This window comes from Algimonas porphyrae, assembly GCF_041429795.1.
Lineage (GTDB): Bacteria > Pseudomonadota > Alphaproteobacteria > Caulobacterales > Maricaulaceae > Litorimonas > Litorimonas porphyrae.
The window spans coordinates 2,725,859-2,744,049 of record NZ_CP163424.1; the positions used below are offsets into that span (position 1 = coordinate 2,725,859).

Annotated in this window: 17 protein-coding genes; 9 read left to right on the forward strand and 8 right to left on the reverse strand. The window is 59.2% G+C overall.

Annotated features, from left to right (window positions below):
- Window positions 1-7 precede the first annotated feature (7 nt).
- The gene (gene rsmD / locus AB6B39_RS13210; protein ID WP_284374019.1) at window positions 8-574 is read left to right on the forward strand and encodes a 16S rRNA (guanine(966)-N(2))-methyltransferase RsmD; all 567 of its coding nucleotides are present in this window, start codon (window positions 8-10) and stop codon (window positions 572-574) included.
- Window positions 575-639: 65 nt separating this feature from the next.
- A complete protein-coding gene (locus tag AB6B39_RS13215; RefSeq protein WP_284374015.1) occupies window positions 640-786 on the forward strand; it encodes a hypothetical protein in 147 nt (48 codons plus the stop codon).
- A 58-nt stretch (window positions 787-844) separates the two neighbouring features.
- Here AB6B39_RS13215 and AB6B39_RS13220 read toward each other — a convergent pair whose 3' ends face one another.
- From AB6B39_RS13220 to lspA, 5 genes are all read right to left on the reverse strand, one after another.
- Window positions 845-1,489 (reverse strand): hypothetical protein, encoded by a 645-nt coding sequence (locus AB6B39_RS13220; RefSeq protein ID WP_284374013.1) that lies wholly within the window; start codon window positions 1,487-1,489, stop codon window positions 845-847.
- 139 nt (window positions 1,490-1,628) lie between these two features.
- Window positions 1,629-3,473: a DNA mismatch repair endonuclease MutL gene (gene mutL, locus AB6B39_RS13225; RefSeq protein WP_284374011.1), complete on the reverse strand. Its 1,845-nt coding sequence runs from the start codon at window positions 3,471-3,473 to the stop codon at window positions 1,629-1,631.
- Between the two features lie 13 nt (window positions 3,474-3,486).
- The gene (locus tag AB6B39_RS13230; protein ID WP_284374008.1) at window positions 3,487-3,828 is read right to left on the reverse strand and encodes a hypothetical protein; all 342 of its coding nucleotides are present in this window, start codon (window positions 3,826-3,828) and stop codon (window positions 3,487-3,489) included.
- 21 nt (window positions 3,829-3,849) lie between these two features.
- Window positions 3,850-4,395 carry a DUF3035 domain-containing protein gene (locus tag AB6B39_RS13235; protein WP_284374006.1) on the reverse strand — a complete coding sequence of 182 codons (546 nt, stop codon included), beginning with the start codon at window positions 4,393-4,395 and terminating at the stop codon, window positions 3,850-3,852.
- A 68-nt stretch (window positions 4,396-4,463) separates the two neighbouring features.
- The gene (gene lspA / locus AB6B39_RS13240; protein ID WP_284374005.1) at window positions 4,464-5,024 is read right to left on the reverse strand and encodes a signal peptidase II; all 561 of its coding nucleotides are present in this window, start codon (window positions 5,022-5,024) and stop codon (window positions 4,464-4,466) included.
- Between the two features lie 195 nt (window positions 5,025-5,219).
- Between lspA and AB6B39_RS13245 the strand changes: the two genes are divergently transcribed.
- The 4 genes from AB6B39_RS13245 (at window position 5,220) to AB6B39_RS13260 (ending at window position 14,176) form a co-directional block, all read left to right on the forward strand.
- On the forward strand, window positions 5,220-8,549 hold the full coding sequence (locus AB6B39_RS13245; RefSeq protein ID WP_284374003.1) for an autotransporter outer membrane beta-barrel domain-containing protein: 3,330 nt from the start codon (window positions 5,220-5,222) through the stop codon (window positions 8,547-8,549).
- A gap of 27 nt (window positions 8,550-8,576) precedes the next feature.
- Window positions 8,577-11,090 (forward strand): hypothetical protein, encoded by a 2,514-nt coding sequence (locus AB6B39_RS13250; protein ID WP_284374001.1) that lies wholly within the window; start codon window positions 8,577-8,579, stop codon window positions 11,088-11,090.
- Between the two features lie 136 nt (window positions 11,091-11,226).
- Window positions 11,227-13,203 carry a DNA topoisomerase IV subunit B gene (gene parE / locus AB6B39_RS13255; protein ID WP_284373999.1) on the forward strand — a complete coding sequence of 659 codons (1,977 nt, stop codon included), beginning with the start codon at window positions 11,227-11,229 and terminating at the stop codon, window positions 13,201-13,203.
- Window positions 13,204-13,228: 25 nt separating this feature from the next.
- A complete protein-coding gene (locus AB6B39_RS13260; protein ID WP_284373997.1) occupies window positions 13,229-14,176 on the forward strand; it encodes an MBL fold metallo-hydrolase in 948 nt (315 codons plus the stop codon).
- Here AB6B39_RS13260 and AB6B39_RS13265 read toward each other — a convergent pair.
- Window positions 14,173-14,604, reverse strand: coding sequence for a MarR family winged helix-turn-helix transcriptional regulator (locus AB6B39_RS13265; protein WP_284373995.1), 432 nt, complete (start codon window positions 14,602-14,604; stop codon window positions 14,173-14,175). The genes AB6B39_RS13260 and AB6B39_RS13265 overlap by 4 nt on opposite strands.
- Window positions 14,605-14,668: 64 nt before the next feature.
- Between AB6B39_RS13265 and AB6B39_RS13270 the strand changes: the two genes are divergently transcribed.
- A complete protein-coding gene (locus AB6B39_RS13270) occupies window positions 14,669-15,274 on the forward strand; it encodes a hypothetical protein (protein ID WP_284373993.1) in 606 nt (201 codons plus the stop codon).
- Entirely contained in the window at window positions 15,271-15,702 is a 432-nt protein-coding gene (locus AB6B39_RS13275) for a DoxX family protein (RefSeq protein ID WP_284373989.1), read from the forward strand. The genes AB6B39_RS13270 and AB6B39_RS13275 overlap by 4 nt, the downstream gene beginning before the upstream one ends.
- Window positions 15,703-15,716: 14 nt before the next feature.
- On the opposite strand, the gene rpmB is transcribed toward AB6B39_RS13275, so the two are convergent.
- Entirely contained in the window at window positions 15,717-16,019 is a 303-nt protein-coding gene (rpmB, locus tag AB6B39_RS13280; RefSeq protein WP_284373987.1) for a 50S ribosomal protein L28, read from the reverse strand.
- Window positions 16,020-16,269: 250 nt separating this feature from the next.
- Here rpmB and AB6B39_RS13285 point away from each other — a divergent pair, with 250 nt between their 5' ends.
- Entirely contained in the window at window positions 16,270-17,211 is a 942-nt protein-coding gene (locus tag AB6B39_RS13285; RefSeq protein ID WP_284373985.1) for a DUF3108 domain-containing protein, read from the forward strand.
- Window positions 17,212-17,240: 29 nt separating this feature from the next.
- Here the strand turns inward: AB6B39_RS13285 and AB6B39_RS13290 are convergent, their stop codons facing one another.
- Window positions 17,241-18,077: an alpha/beta fold hydrolase gene (locus tag AB6B39_RS13290; RefSeq protein ID WP_284373983.1), complete on the reverse strand. Its 837-nt coding sequence runs from the start codon at window positions 18,075-18,077 to the stop codon at window positions 17,241-17,243.
- Window positions 18,078-18,191 lie beyond the last annotated feature (114 nt).

Genomic DNA, 18,191 nt, shown 5'->3' on the forward strand with positions numbered 1-18,191 from the left:
AAAACTAATGAGGATTGTTTCAGGCAGCCATCGCGGTCGGACCATCGTCACGCCGGACGGGCGTAATACGCGGCCAACATCCGATCAGACGCGCGAGTCCATCTTCAACATTCTCGATCATGCGGACTGGGCTCCGCCTCTCGACGGCGCGCATGTGCTGGACATTTTCGCCGGCTCCGGCGCGCTGGGGCTGGAAGCCATCAGTCGCGGCGCGGCCTTTACCGTCTTCGTCGAACGGCATCCGCAGGCCCTGGCGGCGATCCGGAAGAATATCAATCATTTCGGACTGGGCGACGAAGCCCGCATTCACCGCTTTGACGCGACAAAGCTGAAACTGGCTCCGGCCAACCGCCCGGCCTCCTTCACCCATGTTTTCATGGATCCGCCTTACGGCAAAGGCCTCTGGTCGCCCGTGCTCCGACGCCTGCCACAATATCTGTCCGCGGACGGGATCATAATTCTTGAGGAATCCCGCGACACCGAGGTTGCGCCGACAGTCGAAAGAGCCGGCTGGGAAATCATGGCCGACAACCTCTGGGGCGCAGCCCGCGTACTGTTTCTGAAGCAGAAATAGGCTCTTCGCGCCGTTAACCCGATCTGCGCCTTTATCCTGTACACGCCCCTCATGGAGCGTTGAACATGGATGAATGCCTTGAACAGATACAATGGATGATGACGGCGGAAGCCCTTTGGGATTTCGTTACAGGAGACGCCGTTTCGCCCACTGCCGCAGCAGACATTGGATATGACAGTTCGAAAGACGAGCAGACGCCGCTCTTTATCTGAGGTGTCATGACGCCACCCTGACCCGAAAGCCGCTCAATATCAGCCTATTCAGACCGACTCAGAACAGGTCGTTGATTCCTGAAACTTTCAGATCGTTTTCGAAGGCTTCAAGCTCGTCTGCGCTGAATGTATTGCACAGGGTTTCGAAGGCTTTCTGGGCCTTTTTATAGCCTTTCTTGGCGGCCTTATCGTAAAATCTGGCGGCTCTGATCCGGTCTTTGTCACGACCATTGCCATGTTCATGCGCGTGCCCGATCAGATAGAGGCTTTTCATATGGCCGCGTCTCGCAGCCGGCTCGAGATGGAGGAAGGCGTTGTCATACGCGCCCTCCATATAGAAATCGCGCCCGGGGCGATAATGCCGATCGGCCCCGTTGCTCAGCATGCGATAGCCCATACCCATCGATAGCTTACCTAAAATCCAGCCGGGCAGGACAGCCAGTATCGCAAAAACGACGAGCCCGCCGAAAAGCGAGTCGAGGTCGAAAATATAGACAAAAATACCGTTGATGATGACCATGGCCGGTATGGCGCGGACATAGATCTTCCGAAATGTCCTGTTACGTTCTGCAAAGAAAAAACTCAGCGCGATCAAAAACAGGACGATCAGAAAAATCTGCCATTCGCTCAGATTGATCTGCAGGACGTTCCGGCTGAAGCTGGAAACCGTAAACAGTCCGATGACGAAAGGGGCGAGGAACAAAACCGCCCAAACGAACGGATTGCTAAAGAGATAACGCAGGTGGATTCTGATAAAGCCAGGCACCCTCAGACCGAAAAGCATCGGTGCGTATTCCGTCGCCGCGAGTTTCAAATATCGCTTCGAAATCAAGCCCATTGCCTCAGCGCCGTCCGAACAACCGCTCAATATCAGCGAGTTTCAACTCCACATAGGTCGGGCGACCGTGATTACACTGACCACTATGGGGTGTCGCTTCCATCTGGCGGAGCAGAGCGTTCATTTCCTCGCCCGTTAGCCGACGGCCGGCGCGCACAGAGCCGTGACAGGCCATCGTCCCACAGACATGTTCGAACCGTTCCTTCAGCGACAGCGCTTCGTCATATTCAGACAGATCATCGGCCAGATCGCGGAGCAAGCCCTGCGCATCAACCTTGCCAAGCAGAGCGGGTGTTTCGCGCACCAGCACCGCACCCGTGCCGAACGGTTCCAGGATCAGACCCATTTCGGCCAGTTCGTCGGCGCGCGCGAGAATACGCGCTGCATCCGTTTCGCCAAGATCGACTATATCGGGGATCAGCAGTGCCTGACGGGTCACGCCGTGGCCCCGCATGGCCTGTTTCATCCGTTCATAGACAAGCCGTTCATGCGCCGCGTGCTGATCGACGATGACGATGCCGTCCGCGGTCTGCGCCACCACATAGGTTTCATGCAGCTGGGCGCGGGCCAGCCCTAACGGGTAGCTGTCCGTGGGTTGCGCCGACGGGCCGACAGGGGCAATTTCTCCGGTCTCCGGATTGAAGCTCTCAGCCGTTTCATGGGCGTCCACCCGCGCGCTTTGTCCATCCAGAAGGCGCTGCATGTCAGGCGGCGGCGCGGCGTAAGGCTGCGCTGCATAATCGCGCTGATAGGCATAGTGGGCCTGCCCGGTCTGAATGCGGCCCAGCGCATAATCGGAGACGGTGGTGCTGGCCCGGTGTCCGGCTTCGGCCAGTGCATGGCGCAGGGCTGAAACGATCAGACCGCGCACCACGCCCGGCGCGCGAAAGCGGACTTCAGTCTTAGCGGGGTGCACATTGACGTCGACCAGTTCCGGCGGAACGTCGAGATAGAGCGCGGCCACGGGATGACGGTCGCGCGCCAGAAAATCCTGATAAGCCCCGCGGATCGCGCCGAGCAAGAGCCGGTCGCGCACGGGGCGACCATTGACGAACAGGAATTGATGCTGCGTATTGCCGCGCGAAAAGGTCGGCAGACCGGCAAAACCCGACAAGCGGATATCGTCCCGTGTCTGATCCACAGCGACCGCGTTCCGCGCGAATGCATCGCCCAGCACATCGGCCAGACGCGCCAGACGACCATCATCGCCCTCATTACGCCGGACCAGTTTCAGCGACGTCCGGACCTGCGATCCCGACGTGAAGCCGACCGTCGGATTGGCCATGGCCAGCCGTTTGACGATGTCGGAAATGGCAAGGCTTTCAGACCGCTCAGTTTTCAGGAATTTTAGGCGCGCCGGGGTCGCATGGAACAGGTCCCGGACTTCGATGCGGGTTCCGGGCAGGCCGAGGCGCGGCGCTGGCCGGACCGATCCGGCCATGCCGCCATCGACGATAACTTCTGCCGCTTCCTTCGCATTGGACACCTGACTGGTCAGGGTCAGGCGAGAAACCGACGCAATGGATGGCAGGGCTTCGCCACGAAAGCCGAGACTGGCAATATTGAGCAGATCCCATTCACCCGTATCAGAAGGCCGCAATTTCGATGTTGCGTGGCGTTCCAGCGCAATGGGGATATCGTCAGCACTCATGCCGTGCCCGTCATCACTGACGACGATCAGCGTGCGCCCCCCATCCTCGTAGCGGATATCGATCTGGCCTGCGCCTGCATCGATCGCATTTTCCACCAGCTCCTTGATGACGGAGGCCGGGCGCTCCACAACCTCGCCCGCCGCAATGCGGTTCACGGTCTGGGCCGGTAGTTTCTGAATGGCGGGTCGGGCTGTCACCCGTGCGGGCCTATCAGAGTCGCGAAGCGAGCACCAATAGGGCGATCACAGTGATGACCAGCCAGCCCGGATGACGAAATCGGGTCCAAACGGCGATCAGTACCGCGCTAAGCGCGAAGGCCACGATCAAGACCGCGGCGCTAAGCCCGTCCAGGGGCACGCGCCAGAGAACCAGACCGACGGCCACCGCCAAGAGCGACAGAACATGCCAGCTGGCGCGGATGATCCCAGCATGGGAGCGCGGGATCGGCAATCCGTCCCGCCATCGTCGGAAGATCAGCCGTTCACCTAAAATGGAGTGGATGCAGGCCAGCGCGCAACATAGCGCCCCCGCAATAAACAGCCACGGCGACATAACGGTCACCGCCACAAAAGCCTAGAGGCCGGGGAGCTTTGCCGTTGGCGGACGGCGCGTAACGGTCACTTCGCCGCCACCCGTGACGCGTTCGATCGATTCCAGACGACGACGTTCGCCTTCGGAATCGAGCGGGACCGGCTTGCCATCGGCATCATATTGGCGGCCATCGCGCCAGAACAGAATGCGGCTGGTCAGCCCGTCCGACTTGCGTTCGACACTGTTCTGGCCATCGATCTTCAGCCGCACTTCCGGGTCGGCACGCCCTGCCCCAGCCCGCGTCAGGAACACGATTTCGGCCTGGGTCGGCTCGGTCGGGTCGATCTCGCCGATCAGAGCCTCACGCGCGCTACGCTGTGAGTAGTTGTCGTCGAGATTGCTTTCGCCCGGTGACGGCGGGCGCAGATTATATTCCGGCGGCACAACGAGCGGCGCATTGGTCAAGATGTTGAACTCGTTCGGCGCGTCCTTGCGCAGACCCAGAGCCTGACCCGCCGAGGCACAGCCCGTAAGAGCCAGCATGGCGACACCAGCTGAGAGAAGTGCGAATTTGGAAGTGAGTGCCATGAGACAGTTCCGTTCAGTTTCCGATGCGCTTTAGCGAGCCTGCCGGGCTACGCCAAGTGAGCAGATCGTCATTTATCAGCCCTTTGCCGGGCCGAGCGGCGCTCCGCCAGCATGTCACGCAGCATCGTCACGACAAGCCCGACAATACCGACTGTGATCGCTGCGTCGGCGATGTTGAAAACATAATAGAAGCCGATGTCCGACGCGTCGAGAAAGTCTGTCACGGCCCCGAACAGAGCGCGGTCGATCGCATTGCCGATCGCCCCGCCAATGACGAGGGACAGGCTGAGCCTGGAGAACCAGTCGCGCGCCGATGCCATGGCATTATAAAGAACAATCACCATGATCACGGCCACGGCCAGCAGCGCCCAGCGCTTGATCGGCGAATCACCTTGCATCAGCCCCCAGCTGATGCCGGGATTGCAGAGCATGGAGAGATCGAGGATCGGGCTGACCTCATAATGGTGGCCCGCCGTCCGGATCATCGGATTGATAGCGCAGATATTCATCGGCAGATCGAACAGACGGGTCGCGCCCCATTTGCTCAGCTGATCCGCCCCGATGATGATAGCGGGCAACCAGAGCCCATAACCTACCGGTATTTTCCTGATCGTATCACGTATGGCCATGGGCCGCGCGCCTGCCATGCAAGGCCGTGCAGTTCAAGCGATGTGCTGCACGCGTGTGGTGAAAGTCTGACTGCAGCCGGACTGTGTTGATTGCCATTCTTTCATTGGCGAGGCGACAGACGCACGCTAAAGCGTGTCGGGTCTATAAACATGCCGGGCTCACCGGCGGACAGGCCTCGCAAGGGAATATACGACATGGATCGATCCACCCGCCCATTGCCTCTCTGGTCCGCACTGCTGTGTGGTGGAGCGCTTCTGGTTGCGTCGCCGGCCTTCTCTCAGGTGCAGATCGAAGACGCGCGGACAGCTCCGGTCGAAACCGCCACGGCGGGCGACGGCGGCGTTCCGTCAGATGTCACGGTCGGGACGAGCGGAACTATCACGCTCGAAACCGACGGTCCGGCGCTGACGCTGAACTCCGACAATGACCTGAACCATCAGGGTCAAGTCACGATCAACAATGTCGACGGCGCGACAGGCGTGCTGCTGGAAGGCGGTGCGGATCGCAACTACGCCCAGACGGGCACGATCTCGATTGTCGAAGATTTCAGCGAAGCCAATACGGATGATGATCCGTTGGCCGATACGCCATTTGCTTCGGGGACGGGACGCACTGGTATTCTTGTCTCCGGTGCATCGCCCTTCCAGGGTAATATTTCGCTGCTAGAAGCGTCTGACATCATTATCGAAGGCAATAACAGCTACGGCATCAATCTGGACAATACGCCGATCGGCGCGGGGCTTGACGGCGATCTGACGCTGGATGGCCGCATTCGCCTAACTGGCGATGACGGGGCTGCCGTCCGTATTGGCAGTGCCGTAACGGGCAATGTCGCGCATGGCGGCAATATAGAAGTACTGGGCCGCAATTCGGCTGCCTTCGACATTGGCGCCGATATTGGCGGCGGTTTTTCATCGACGGGATCGATTAGTACGAACGCGTTTCGCTTCGTCACGCGCGCGCCATTCAATCCAGACAGCGCCGCCGACCGGATCGATCTGGACGCCGAGGATCTCGGCAATGCAGCATCCTCCATCCAGATTTCCGGTAACGTCGGTCGCGGAGTCAATCTGACGAGCGCGACGTCCACGACACAGGATGCGGACGGCAATGATGTCGAAGTCATTACAAGCGTTAGCGCGGTCAATCAGTTCGGGTCAGCCCCGGCTATTCTGATTGACGGCGAAGGGACGCCGATCATGATTGGCACCGTCTCCCCGATCACCGACCCGACAGATCCGGACTATGACGAGAACCAGCTCTATGCCTTCATCAATGAAGGCACTGTAACGGCCAGAGGCGTTTATGATGAATTCGACGCGACGGGCCTGTCCGTCTCCCACGCGACTCTCGATGGCGGCATCTTCAATGCTGGCACGATGCAGAGCCAAACCTTCATCGGCGGTGAATTCCGTCCCATTGACGGTGTCGATCTCGGCACGGGTCTGGCGCGGGTCATCGTTCTTGGCGACGATGCGATTGCGGAGCGACTGAACAATACAGGCGTCATCATCGCCACGGCGAGCGAAGCCGTTGATGAAGTCTATTTCGACACGGACAATATTCCTGCGCCCCGCGCCGTGAGTGCCACAGCTATCGACATCGGGACGAATGCCTCGATGGGCAGCCTGATCAATGACGGCACGATCAGCGCGATACTGATCGGACGCCAAGGCACGGCGGTCGTCGTGCGCGACGCATCGGGAACCCTCTCGACCATCACCAATCGCGGCGCCATCAGCGCTGTCGGGACGAATTCGGATTCGTCCAATGTGCAGGACACAGACTTCACGCTGATCGCGTTCGACCTGTCCGCCAACACCTCCGGCGTCAGCATTCTGCAGGAGCTGGCTACTGACGATGATCCGGACGATGGCATCGAGCCGCGCGCTCCGCAGATTTTTGGCGACATCCTGCTCGGATCCGGCGACGATACACTGATCAGTACAGCTGGCTTTATCGCAGGCGACATCGATTTCGGCGCGGGCGACGACACGCTAAGCCTGAACAATACGGCGTTTTCCGGCGGTCTGAGCAATCAGGACGGACTGGAAATCACCGTGGCGAACGACTCGCTGCTGGCACTGACATCGGCCCAGCCCGTGAGCATCACTTCCGCCAGCTTCGACGGCACTTCGACCTTCACACCGCTAGTTGACGGCGATGCCGGAACCGCCTCCACGCTTCAAGCGACTGGCGCGATCAGTTTTGCCGCCGGCGCGCAGATCAATCCGACCCTGACCAATCTCATCAATAGCGATACGGTCGGCAATAATGCCGTCAGCCGCTTTGAAATCGCCAGCGGCTCTTCGGTGACTGTCACCGATCTGGACGCCCTTAACGCGTCAGACGATGGTAGCTTCCTGTTTGATACGGCCTTCGATCTGTCGAACGACACGCTTTTCGTGACCGTCGATCTGCGCGAAGCGACGGCGCTCGGGCTCGACCCGACACAAATCGGTCTTGCGGAAAGCGTCTTCGGAGCCACCATGCAGGCGCTGCAGAACAATAATTCGCTCGGCAATCAGATCGCCAATCTCGGCACGGCCAGTGAGTTTTATGCTGCCTACAACCAGCTTCTGCCAGAGTTTGCGGCGGCAGGCCGTCAATTCGTCATCGCCAATTCTGACGGCGCCGTCGGAGCGGTCGGCAATCATCTCGACTCTGCACGGCGCTCCCAGGACAAGACAGGCGGCGCCTGGATCCAGGAATTCGCCTATTTTGCGGACCGCGATCTTGCGGGTCTGTCTGAACAATATCGCGGCGAAGGGTTTGGTTTTTCAGCCGGTCTCGACACGGCGCTGGGTCCCTTCCATGCGGTCGGGGTCAATGTTGCCTTCGCGTCGACCGAAGTCGAGGATGTCATCGGCGTCGATGACCCGCTCGACATGACCAGTCTGATGGCAGGTCTCTATGCCGGATATGAAACCGGCAATATCGGCATTGATGCCTATGTCGGCGGCGGCTTCAACCAGTTCGACCAGAACCGGCGCATTCAAGTCGGCACATTTGGCGGCGAAAGCAGTGGTGACTGGGACGGCACGCACCTGAACGGGTCGCTGCGTGTCGGTTATGACATCAATCTCGGTAAACGTTTCTGGGCGCGGCCTGTCGCCAGCCTCGACTATCTTCGCCTGAGCGAAAGCGGTTACGAGGAAACAGGTGATCTGGGCGTGGCCCTGATTGTCGATGACCGGACGTCCGAAATGGGTGCTGTGACCGGGCTGATGAATTTCGGCGCGGAATTCAATGGCGCACGCACCTGGATCCGGCCTTCGATCCGGATCGGCTACCGCAATGAATTCCTCTCGGACCCGGTTCTGACGAGCTACCGCTTTGCCGGGATCAACAACGCCCTGCTGGCAACGACGGAATCGGCTGACTTCCCCTCATCGGGTCTACTGGTCGGGTTCTCAGTTGCCGCCGGATCAGGGTTCTCCTCGGTCGGCTTCGACTTTGACAGCGACATTCGCGAAGGGTTTATCCGCCATACGGGCCGCATCGTTATCCGTCTGCTGTTCTAGTCGAACAGGCGGCCCGATAGCGAGACCGTGCCGCTTGACTCCAGTCCATATCTAACACGGCTGATCGAGCGTTTCGGTCCGCCTGGTGATCAGCTTGCACATCAGGCGATCGCCGCGCTGGACAGTGCGACAGCCTCCGACCTCTCGACACTCAAGGCGCAGTTTTCTCTCGGCTGGGCCTATTTGGCGCTGAACAAAATTATTTCCTTTGACGCGCTGGGCCAATTGCAGAGCGATTTTGCCGACCGCGCCGTCGATCTCGCCCTTCGCGATGCCTGGCACGCCGAAAAACTGACCGGTGACCCGGACGGCGTCTTCATACTCGGTCTTGGTAAGCTCGGCGGTCATGATCTCAACTTCAGCTCAGACATCGATCTGATCGCCTATTATGATCCGGACAGGGTGCAGGTGCCCAGGGCGCGCGGGCAGGCCTATGTACTGGACCGGGTGATGAAACGCCTGACCAAAACCCTGATGCCGCCCCATGATCCGGATTTCGTCTACCGTGTCGACTGGCGGCTCCGACCCGAGGCCTCCGTGACCGGTCTGGCGCTTAGCACAGTACAGGCCAGCGACTTCTACTTCTTCCGGGCCCTGCCCTGGCACCGTCTCGCGCTGCTGAAAGCCCGGATCATCGCAGGCGACCAGCAAGTCGGACAGGAGTTTCTCGACCATCTGACGCCTTTCATCTGGCGGCAAAATCTGGATTTCCGTGCGCTGGACGAGTTGGCCGCCCTGAAGTCCCGCATCAATCTGGAACATCCTCGCCTCAAGCAGGAACGTAGTCAGGTCCGCCCGATTTTGGACGAACCGCTGGGCTTTAACGTCAAACTGGGTGCGGGCGGCATTCGGGAAATCGAGTTCATTGCCAATGCGCAGCAGCTGATCTGGGGCGGCAAACATTACCCACTGCGGACAACCAACACGCTTCATGCTTTGCAGGCGCTTTGCAAGGAAGGCCATCTGGATGCTGACATTGTTGACAGGCTGTCGGAGGCCTATCGCGATCACAGGCGGCTGGAGAATGCCTTGCAGATGCTGCAGAACGGGCATGATCATGTCATGCCGTTGACGGTCGAAAACTGGGATGCCTTGGCCAGCCTGATGGCCGTCCCGACGGCGCAACTCATGTCCGTCACGACGGCGCATCGGCGTCTGGTTCATGAACGATTTACAGCGACGTTTGCGCAGGACCGGCCAGTCGAGCGGCTAGAGTCGAAAACGAACACCGAGCTGAGCCTCTTTTCAGACACGGTCCGCGGAACCGTTCAGGATTGGCTGTCGGGCTTCAGACGCCACGGTATTCGCGCTTCGCGGAGCGCCCGGCTCGAACCGCTCGGCGCAGCATTGGTCGCGCGAGCCGCACAGGCGCAGAACCCCGACCAAGCCGTCGGGCGGATCGAGGAATTCCTGCGCAAGCTTTCGCAATCGGACCAGTATCTGTCTTTGCTCGCAACCCATCCCGGACTGCTCGACGCGCTGATCGACCCCTTGCTCTACAGTCCGCACATGTCGGTTCTGCTGGAACAGTCGCCGCATCTGATCGATACGTTCCTGGATCCCTCCCCGCCCAATGCGACCTTCGTTCTGGCCGAGGAGGATTACGAAACGCGGCTGGAACGGTTGCGCCGCTTCGTCAATGAAGGCCTGTTCCAGCATTATCACGGATTTCTGAGCGGCGTTCAGGACTGGCGCGGTCTGGCGGCAGGACTGACATCTCTGGCCGAAACAGCGATCGAGACGTCCCTGACCATTGCTCGGCATGATCTGGGCGTGGATGAGCTGCCGATCTGCGTGCTAGGACTAGGTAAGCTGGGCCAGAGCCTGATGGCCCCGCAATCGGACCTCGACCTTGTCTTTCTGTTCGAAGACGGGGTGGACCGTGATCTGGCCAGCAAGGCAGTGCGACGCCTGCGCACCATTATGACGACCCCGCTGCGCGAAGGGATCGCCTATGAGCTCGATATGCGCCTCCGCCCTTCCGGACGGTCCGGTCCGCCGGCCGTCACATTGTCGGCCTTCCGACGACATCATGAGCAGTCTGCCCGGAACTGGGAGCATATCGCCCTGGTCCCGGCCCGTATCGTGGCCGGTGACCCTGATCTGGGCGACGATATCAGACAGGTACTCAACACCACTCTGTCACGCCCGCGCGACCGCGACCAGCTACTGGCCGACGCCCATTCCATGTGGAACCGGATTCGCGACGAACGGATCCGGTCGGTACCGACCGACCGGTTCGATACGAAGCTGCGGGACGGCGGCCTAATGATGGCCGATTACTGGGGCGCTGTCGGACGGTTACTCGGCGGCCCCGAACTGATCGAAGCACGCGAAGCCTGGACGGCTATTCTATACTGGGAACGGCTGCTCGGCCTGACAGGCGCGCCGCTTGAGAGCATGCCAGACCGTTATGCCCCTTTGCTGCCCGTCGGACTGCAGGATAGGCAAGAGCAACTCCAGGATCAGGTCAGAGCGGCGTTTGAGAGCTACGGAGACGCGCCTGAAAACACATCCATGGACCCCATACGCTGGACTTAGACCGTTTGCGCCCACAGAGTTGTGCGTGGGTTGCCGATCACTATGCTTTAGTCCTTGCCGGGCCTCGCAATAGGCTCATATTGGTGGCTGATTCACCCTTCGTTCCCACCTCGGGATCACCCATTTGGACAGCGATATGCCCGCAGCCCGCAAAGACCTGACTGCCAATGGGGGAGATTACTCCGCCAAGGACATTCAGGTTCTGGAAGGGCTGGAACCGGTTCGCCTTCGCCCAGGCATGTATATTGGCGGTACAGACGACCGCGCCTTGCACCATCTCTTCGCCGAAGTAATCGACAACAGCATGGACGAAGCCGTCGCCGGACATGCGACACGCATTGAAGTGCATCTTGACGCGGATGGCTTTCTGTCCGTGACCGATAATGGCCGCGGCATTCCGGTAGATCCACACCCCAAATATAAGAACAAATCCGCGCTGGAAGTCATTATGACCGAGCTGCATTCCGGCGGGAAATTCAACGATGGCGCCTATGAGACGTCCGGCGGACTGCACGGCGTCGGCGTGTCGGTCGTCAATGCGCTATCGGACGTTCTCGAAGTCGAAGTTGCCAAGAACAAGCAACTTTACAAGATGGCGTTCGCGCGCGGCAAACCACAAGGCAAACTGCAGAAGCTGGGCGCGATCAATAATCGTCGCGGTACGACTGTGCGCTTTCACCCTGACCCCGAGATTTTTGGCAAGACGGCGGCCTTCCGGGCGGCGCGCCTGTTCCAGATGGCGCGGGCCAAGGCCTATCTGCAGCCCGGCGTCGAAATCCGCTGGTCCTGCGATCCGTCGAAAATCAAGGAAGGCAGCCCGACCCCGACCCAAGCCGTGTTTCACTTTCCCGACGGCCTGAAAGACTATCTGAACGAGACGATCGGCGAGAAACCGACCCTGATGGAAATCTTTGCCGGACGGTCGAAAAAGGATAGCGGACATGGCCGCGTCGAATGGGCCGTCACGTGGAGCCCGGCGGGTTACGGCGAAGCGGACAGCTTCGTGCGGTCTTATTGCAATACTGTGCCGACCCCGGGCGGCGGAACGCATGAACAGGGCATGCGCGCGGCCATCACCAAGGGTTTGCGCGCCCATGCCGAGCTGACGGGCATGGGCAAGAAGATGAGCCATGTTACGCCCGACGATGTGATGTTCGGGGCGGGTGCGCTCGTCTCCGCCTTCATCAAACAACCTGAATTTCAGGGTCAGACCAAGGATCGTCTGTCCAACTCCGAAGCCGCCCGTCTGGTCGAGAGCGCCATGCGCGACCCATTCGATCATTTCCTCGCCTCCCGCCCGAACGAGGCGCAGAAGCTGATGGACTGGGCGATCGAGCGCGCAGACGAACGGCTTCGCCGCCGCAAGGCCCGCGATATCAAACGCAAATCGGCCACGAAGAAGCTCCGCCTGCCGGGCAAACTGGCTGACTGTTCGAAAAAGGGCAGCGAGGATACGGAACTCTTCATCGTCGAGGGCGATTCGGCGGGCGGATCCGCCAAGCAGGCGCGGGATCGCAAGACACAGGCGATCCTGCCGCTCAAGGGCAAGATCCTGAATGTAGAGAGCGCGACCAATGCCAAGATCGTTGCCAATAACGAAATTAACGATCTTTGCACTGCGCTCGGTATCGGGCTCGGCAAGAAATTCGATCTGGACGATCTGCGCTATGAACGCGTGATCATCATGACCGATGCCGATGTGGACGGCGCGCATATTGCGGCGTTGCTGATCACATTCTTCTACCGCATGACACCCGGTCTGATTCAGGCCGGTCGCCTCTATATGGCGATGCCGCCGCTCTACAAGATGAGTGCGGGCGGCAAGACGGTTTACGCGCTGGATGACCTGCAGCGCGCCGAGTTGATGGAAACAGAATTCAAGGACCGCAAGAAGGTCGAAATCGGTCGCTTCAAAGGCCTCGGCGAAATGAACCCGGCACAGCTGAAAGTCACGACCATGGACCCGGCCACGCGAACCCTCGCCCGTGTCGTGATCGACGGCGAGGACACGGTGACGACCGAGTCCCTGATCAACACCCTGATGGGCAAGAAAGCGGACCTGCGGTTCGAGTATATTCAAGAACACGCGCAGTTTGCAGATGTGGCGGTGTAGTCGCTTGCGTCGGGGCTTTTCTTTGTTGGCAAGCACCCTGCTGGCGACAGGCTGCGCGACGTCAGAATCAGCACCCCGCGCATATGCACAGTGTGACGTCGAATTTGTCATCCTCGGCATCGGGCAGGATGGTGGCGCCCCGCAAATCGACAATCATGAGGATCCGGCGTGGACGGATCCATCGTTGCAGCTACTGGCTGCATCGGCAGCTTTGGTGGATCACCGTTCGGGAAATCGATATCTTTTCGAAGCTACGCCCGACATGCGTGAGCAACTCCACCGACTTGAAACGGAGGTTGGGGCCGCGAAAGCAGACCTGCCGATGGGCCTATCAGGGGTGTTCCTGACGCACGCCCATATTGGGCATTATGCCGGTCTGATCTTCGCCGGGCACGAATCTGCAGGAGCAAAAAAGCTTCCCGTCTATGCTATGCCCCGAATGGCAGACTATCTCTCCACGAATGGACCATGGGACCAGCTCGTCCGCTATGACAATATTGGCCTGGTACCGATCCGGGACGGTGTGGAAACGCGGCTGAACGCATATTTGGCTGTCACGCCTTACCAAGTTCCACACCGGGATGAATATTCAGAGACAGTCGGATTTGTGGTAAGCGGGCCAACCAAACGCATCCTGTTTCTTCCTGACATCGATGACTGGGATCAATGGGACCGCGACCATGGCCACACTATCGAGGCCATGTTGGCCAAGGTCGACACGGCCTATCTGGACGCAACCTTTTTCGATGATCATGAATTGCCCGGTCGCGACATGTCCGCCATTCCCCACCCGCGCGTGACAGAATCCATGTCCCGGTTCGAGGGTTTGTCGCGCGCGGAGCGCGACAAGATCCGGTTCTTCCACCTCAATCACACCAATCCTGCCCGCTACCCGGGCTCGGACGCCGCCAGAACTATCCGCAATCGCGGCTATAAGGTGGCCAAGATGGGCGAACGGGTCTGTCTGGATTAACGGCGCACGGCCGCTTCAATCCGCTCCATCATCTCTACAAACCGGTCCTGCTCGTTCACATCCAGAACATTCAGCATCGCCTTAATGTTCGCGCGGTCCTGCCTGTGAATCTTGTGACGCAGTGCCACACCTTTTTCCGACAGGCGATAGACTTTCGCGCGCCCATCGGTCGGATGATTCCCTTTCTGCAAAAAGCCCATTCGCACGAGCCGATCGAGTGCTGACTGCATGGTCGTCGCTGGAACACCGAGTTGCCCCGCTATATCAGTGGCCCGACTGTCAGGCTGCGTCTCCAATCGCTTGAGCGTCTGATAATCAACCGGATTATAGCGCAGAGGACGCGGCTGTCCGTCCGCCCCTTCAACCAGGTAGCGGTTCAACACGGCATCCACGGCCCCCAACAGCCTGTCTGTATGATCCCTATTCATTTTCTATTATTGCGACCTTCGTAGTATTTGTTACGAATATCGTATTATATTGGAGATAACCCTTATGCGCAAACACCTTCACGTACCTCTCATCGCTGCGGCTCTGCTGACGGCCTGTTCCAATGTGGAGCCACCCAGCACGCCGCCAGCTGATTTCACGACTTATCCAGCGTTATCTGAGTCGGGTTATGCCGAGACAACAATTTCGCGGGATTTTCCGATGAAGTTGACGCAACTGCGCACCTTTCTTGACGAGGACAACCGGATCGTCGCGAATTTCGAACCAACCGACACAATCAGCATGCCGGTCGACACCGTTTATTTTGACGGCGATTGGCCTGAAGTCGGCGCCACGCGACGCGTCGAACAGGATGACGGACATTTTGTGCTCGAGCGCGTTCTCGTCAGTCAGCCGGACCGGTTCGAATATCAGATATGGGGCTTTACCGGTGCGGTCGGCAACAATGTCGATCACGTTCACGGCGTCATGGAATTCCTTCCGATCGGCGACAGTCAAACCCGCATGAACTGGAGCTATAAGGTCAAGCCCAATGCCGGCTTCAAACGCGTCTTGGTGCAGCGTTTTGTCAATAAAGAGATCACTCCGTTTCTCACAACCTCGCTCGATAAGACTCTGGCCCAAGCAGAAGCCCGCGTAGCAGAGCAATGAATTATCCTGCAGGGACCCGTTTTTACACCGCAGGACGGGTTATCACCGGCTTGTTTTTCGTACTCGCCGGAACGAATAAAATCCTGTCCTATCCGAACACGCTGGACATGATGCAGGCGGCAGGATTGACCCCTGCAACGCTTCTACTGCCCCTGACGATTGCGCTGGAGATCGGGGCTGGTGCTTTTGTGATGCTGGGGCGCGGCAGAAGAATTGTCGTGATGGCGGCCTTGGCTCTATGTTTCTTCACGCTTGCGACAAATCTGATCTTCCACAGATTCTGGACACTGGACGGCGGAATGCAGCAGTTGCAACTCAGCCTGTTCTTCAAGAATCTCGTCGTTATCGCCGCCCTGCTCATGATCGCGGGACAAGGCTGTCTCGGACAAGAAAAAACCCGCCATCGGGCGGGTTCGTTCGACGCATGATTTTGAAATGGTTTTTAGGCCGCTTCTGAGCCTGTAGCTTCCAGACTGGCCGCAACGGATTTTTTGAGCTTGCGGGCCTTGTCCGTCAGTTTGTGGTTCTTCGTCCCCATCAGGAAACCGTCAAGGCCGCCTTTGAAGTCGACAGTGCGCAGCGTCTTGGCCGCAATGCGAAGACGATAATCCTGGCCCAAAGCCTGGGAACGCAAGGTGACGTTGCAAAGGTTCACTTCGAACCGACGCTTGGTCTTGATGTTGGAATGGGAGACGTTGTGGCCGCTCATCGGGCCGGTGCCCAGAAGGTCGCAAGTGCGGGACATGATGCTTGCCTCGAAAAAAAGGGTCTGATGTGACAATGTAAAAAGGCCCGCTGGAGCGGGCGATCAGCGGCGGGCCATAAGCCCAGAGTCGGATCGGGTCAAGCCCGACACGCATGGCGAGACGATCTTTCACAGCCGCGTCTGGCAGGCCTAAGCCCGACCCAATCCTCCCGATCACCTGACCAAAGCTTAATGGATAGAGCCGTCATTGTTCATGGGCGCGACAGATCGCGACGAATAGATAGGGTTCATGAAACAGAGCATTCTCACAGCAACAGCGCTCGGCGCAACCCTTATGGGCGGACTGGCAGCAGGCCATGGCGCGCTGGCGCAAACAGCGCCGGCAACTGTCAATCTGATCGGGGAAGCCCGGCACATATCGGTCCTGAACGATCAAAATCTGGGCGAGCGGCAATGGATCGTCCCGGCCCCGAGCGCGGATGCCAACCAATTCGCCTTCACGATGAAGGGCTATGTTTTCGGAATCAAACTGCTGAATGTCAGCTATTTCGGCTATGAGGACACGCAGGACTACGCTGCCTATGCCGATATTCGCACATCCGGCCTGGGGGCCTTACTCAAGAAGATGGACATCTGGTCGGTCACACGCGGTCGCATAACGGGCGACGGCGATCTGCGCCCGGATTTTCACGTGCAGCAGAATACGGACAAGAAGAACCGCCGCGTCGAAATGGTCTATGACAATGACGCCGCAGAGGTGACGGTCGACATCGTTCCGCCGCTCGGCAGTCAGGGCATTCCGCCGGCCACGCCGGATGAACGCTTCGCTGCATATGACACGATCACTGCGCTGCTGCACATGACCCGCAAGGGACGGCAGGATGCAGCGTCCCTATGCAGCGGGCGGGTTCCCGTCTTCGATTCGAAACAGCATTACAATCTGCGACTCAGCCCGGTCGGCGATGCGCGCGTCAAATATCTTGGCGACAAGCAGACCGCGATCCATTGCCACGCCTATTACGAACCGATTTCAGGCTTCGATCCCGAAGACCTGCCCGATGCGGAAGAGGCCGGTACGCCCGTCGATATCTATTTCAACTATTATCCGGACATCGACATGCATGTCCCAGTGCGCTTTGCCTACCGGATCAGCAGTTTCAAGGCGATCATCAAGATGACGGGTCTGGTCATGGTCACACCGGACGGCGAAGTCATCACGATCGATAGCTAGGTTCCGGCGCCAGGTTTACCCTACGCCTGTCATAGCCCCGCCACCATCTCCGCCACGGCGGCCTGTGTGCGCGGATCGAACCCGGCGGAATAGTGCGTCGCCTCAGGCAGTTCCAAATAGCGCGCCTGCGGCAGGGTCGCAGACAATTCGCGCGACAGATCGACGGGCAGAATCCGGTCGCGACCTGCCCCGATGATCAGGACGGGTTTGTCGAACCCCTCCAGCGAGCGCGGAATATCGAAATCCAGCAACGCCTCATCATAGGTCACGCGGAGGGGCACGCCTTTGGGTGTCCAGGCCCGTGCGACCGAATGGATGCTGGCCGCCGTCGTCTCCAGCACCAGCCCGTCGACGGCGCGCGACCGTGCCGCAAGATTGGAGCAGACGAATCCGCCCAGCGAATGTCCCCAGAACAGCAAGGGGCGGTCGCCCGCGCGTTCATCGATCAGAGCAACGAAATCATCAGCCAACCCGTCGATCGCTGCAGCGCCCGCCGCGCCGGAACTATCGCCATAACCAGGATAATCCCACATCACGACCTGTCCGAAATCACCCGCCTTGCGCGCCGTATTTGCGCCTGAAGTGATCCGGTCCGACGCATTACCGAAACAGGTCAGGACAAGCGGACCGCGATCATCGCCGACCGTACTCATCGCGATCACCTGCCCGCCAAAGAAGAGTCGCTCATGCCGGACGGGCCGCCCCAGCCCGCTCTCCGCCCGGATCGTCAGCTCCGCCCGCTCCGGGAAAGGCTTGGGCACAAAGACGATGGAATCATCGATGTGCAGGCCCTTGGCCAGCAAGAACACCGCCACGCCCAGCAGAGCAACGGTGATCACGCCAAGGAGTGTCAGAAAGGTCTTCATCGCGTTTATGACTTAACGGGAAAAGGTTGAGGGGGCGTGAGTAAGCTCCTTCTAATCCTACCCCTCGATTTCTACGGACTCAGGTCAATGATTCGCTTTGATCAATCCCTTCAA

Coding starts and splice junctions, on each gene's coding strand:
- rsmD (WP_284374019.1), top strand. CDS start 8: ATGAGGATTGTTTCAGGCAGCCATCGCGGTCGGACCATCGTCACGCCG.
- AB6B39_RS13215 (WP_284374015.1), top strand. CDS start 640: ATGGATGAATGCCTTGAACAGATACAATGGATGATGACGGCGGAAGCC.
- AB6B39_RS13230 (WP_284374008.1), bottom strand. CDS start 3,828: ATGTCGCCGTGGCTGTTTATTGCGGGGGCGCTATGTTGCGCGCTGGCC.
- AB6B39_RS13235 (WP_284374006.1), bottom strand. CDS start 4,395: ATGGCACTCACTTCCAAATTCGCACTTCTCTCAGCTGGTGTCGCCATG.
- lspA (WP_284374005.1), bottom strand. CDS start 5,024: ATGGCCATACGTGATACGATCAGGAAAATACCGGTAGGTTATGGGCTC.
- AB6B39_RS13245 (WP_284374003.1), top strand. CDS start 5,220: ATGGATCGATCCACCCGCCCATTGCCTCTCTGGTCCGCACTGCTGTGT.
- parE (WP_284373999.1), top strand. CDS start 11,227: ATGCCCGCAGCCCGCAAAGACCTGACTGCCAATGGGGGAGATTACTCC.
- AB6B39_RS13265 (WP_284373995.1), bottom strand. CDS start 14,604: ATGAATAGGGATCATACAGACAGGCTGTTGGGGGCCGTGGATGCCGTG.
- AB6B39_RS13270 (WP_284373993.1), top strand. CDS start 14,669: ATGCGCAAACACCTTCACGTACCTCTCATCGCTGCGGCTCTGCTGACG.
- AB6B39_RS13275 (WP_284373989.1), top strand. CDS start 15,271: ATGAATTATCCTGCAGGGACCCGTTTTTACACCGCAGGACGGGTTATC.
- rpmB (WP_284373987.1), bottom strand. CDS start 16,019: ATGTCCCGCACTTGCGACCTTCTGGGCACCGGCCCGATGAGCGGCCAC.
- AB6B39_RS13285 (WP_284373985.1), top strand. CDS start 16,270: ATGAAACAGAGCATTCTCACAGCAACAGCGCTCGGCGCAACCCTTATG.
- AB6B39_RS13290 (WP_284373983.1), bottom strand. CDS start 18,077: ATGAAGACCTTTCTGACACTCCTTGGCGTGATCACCGTTGCTCTGCTG.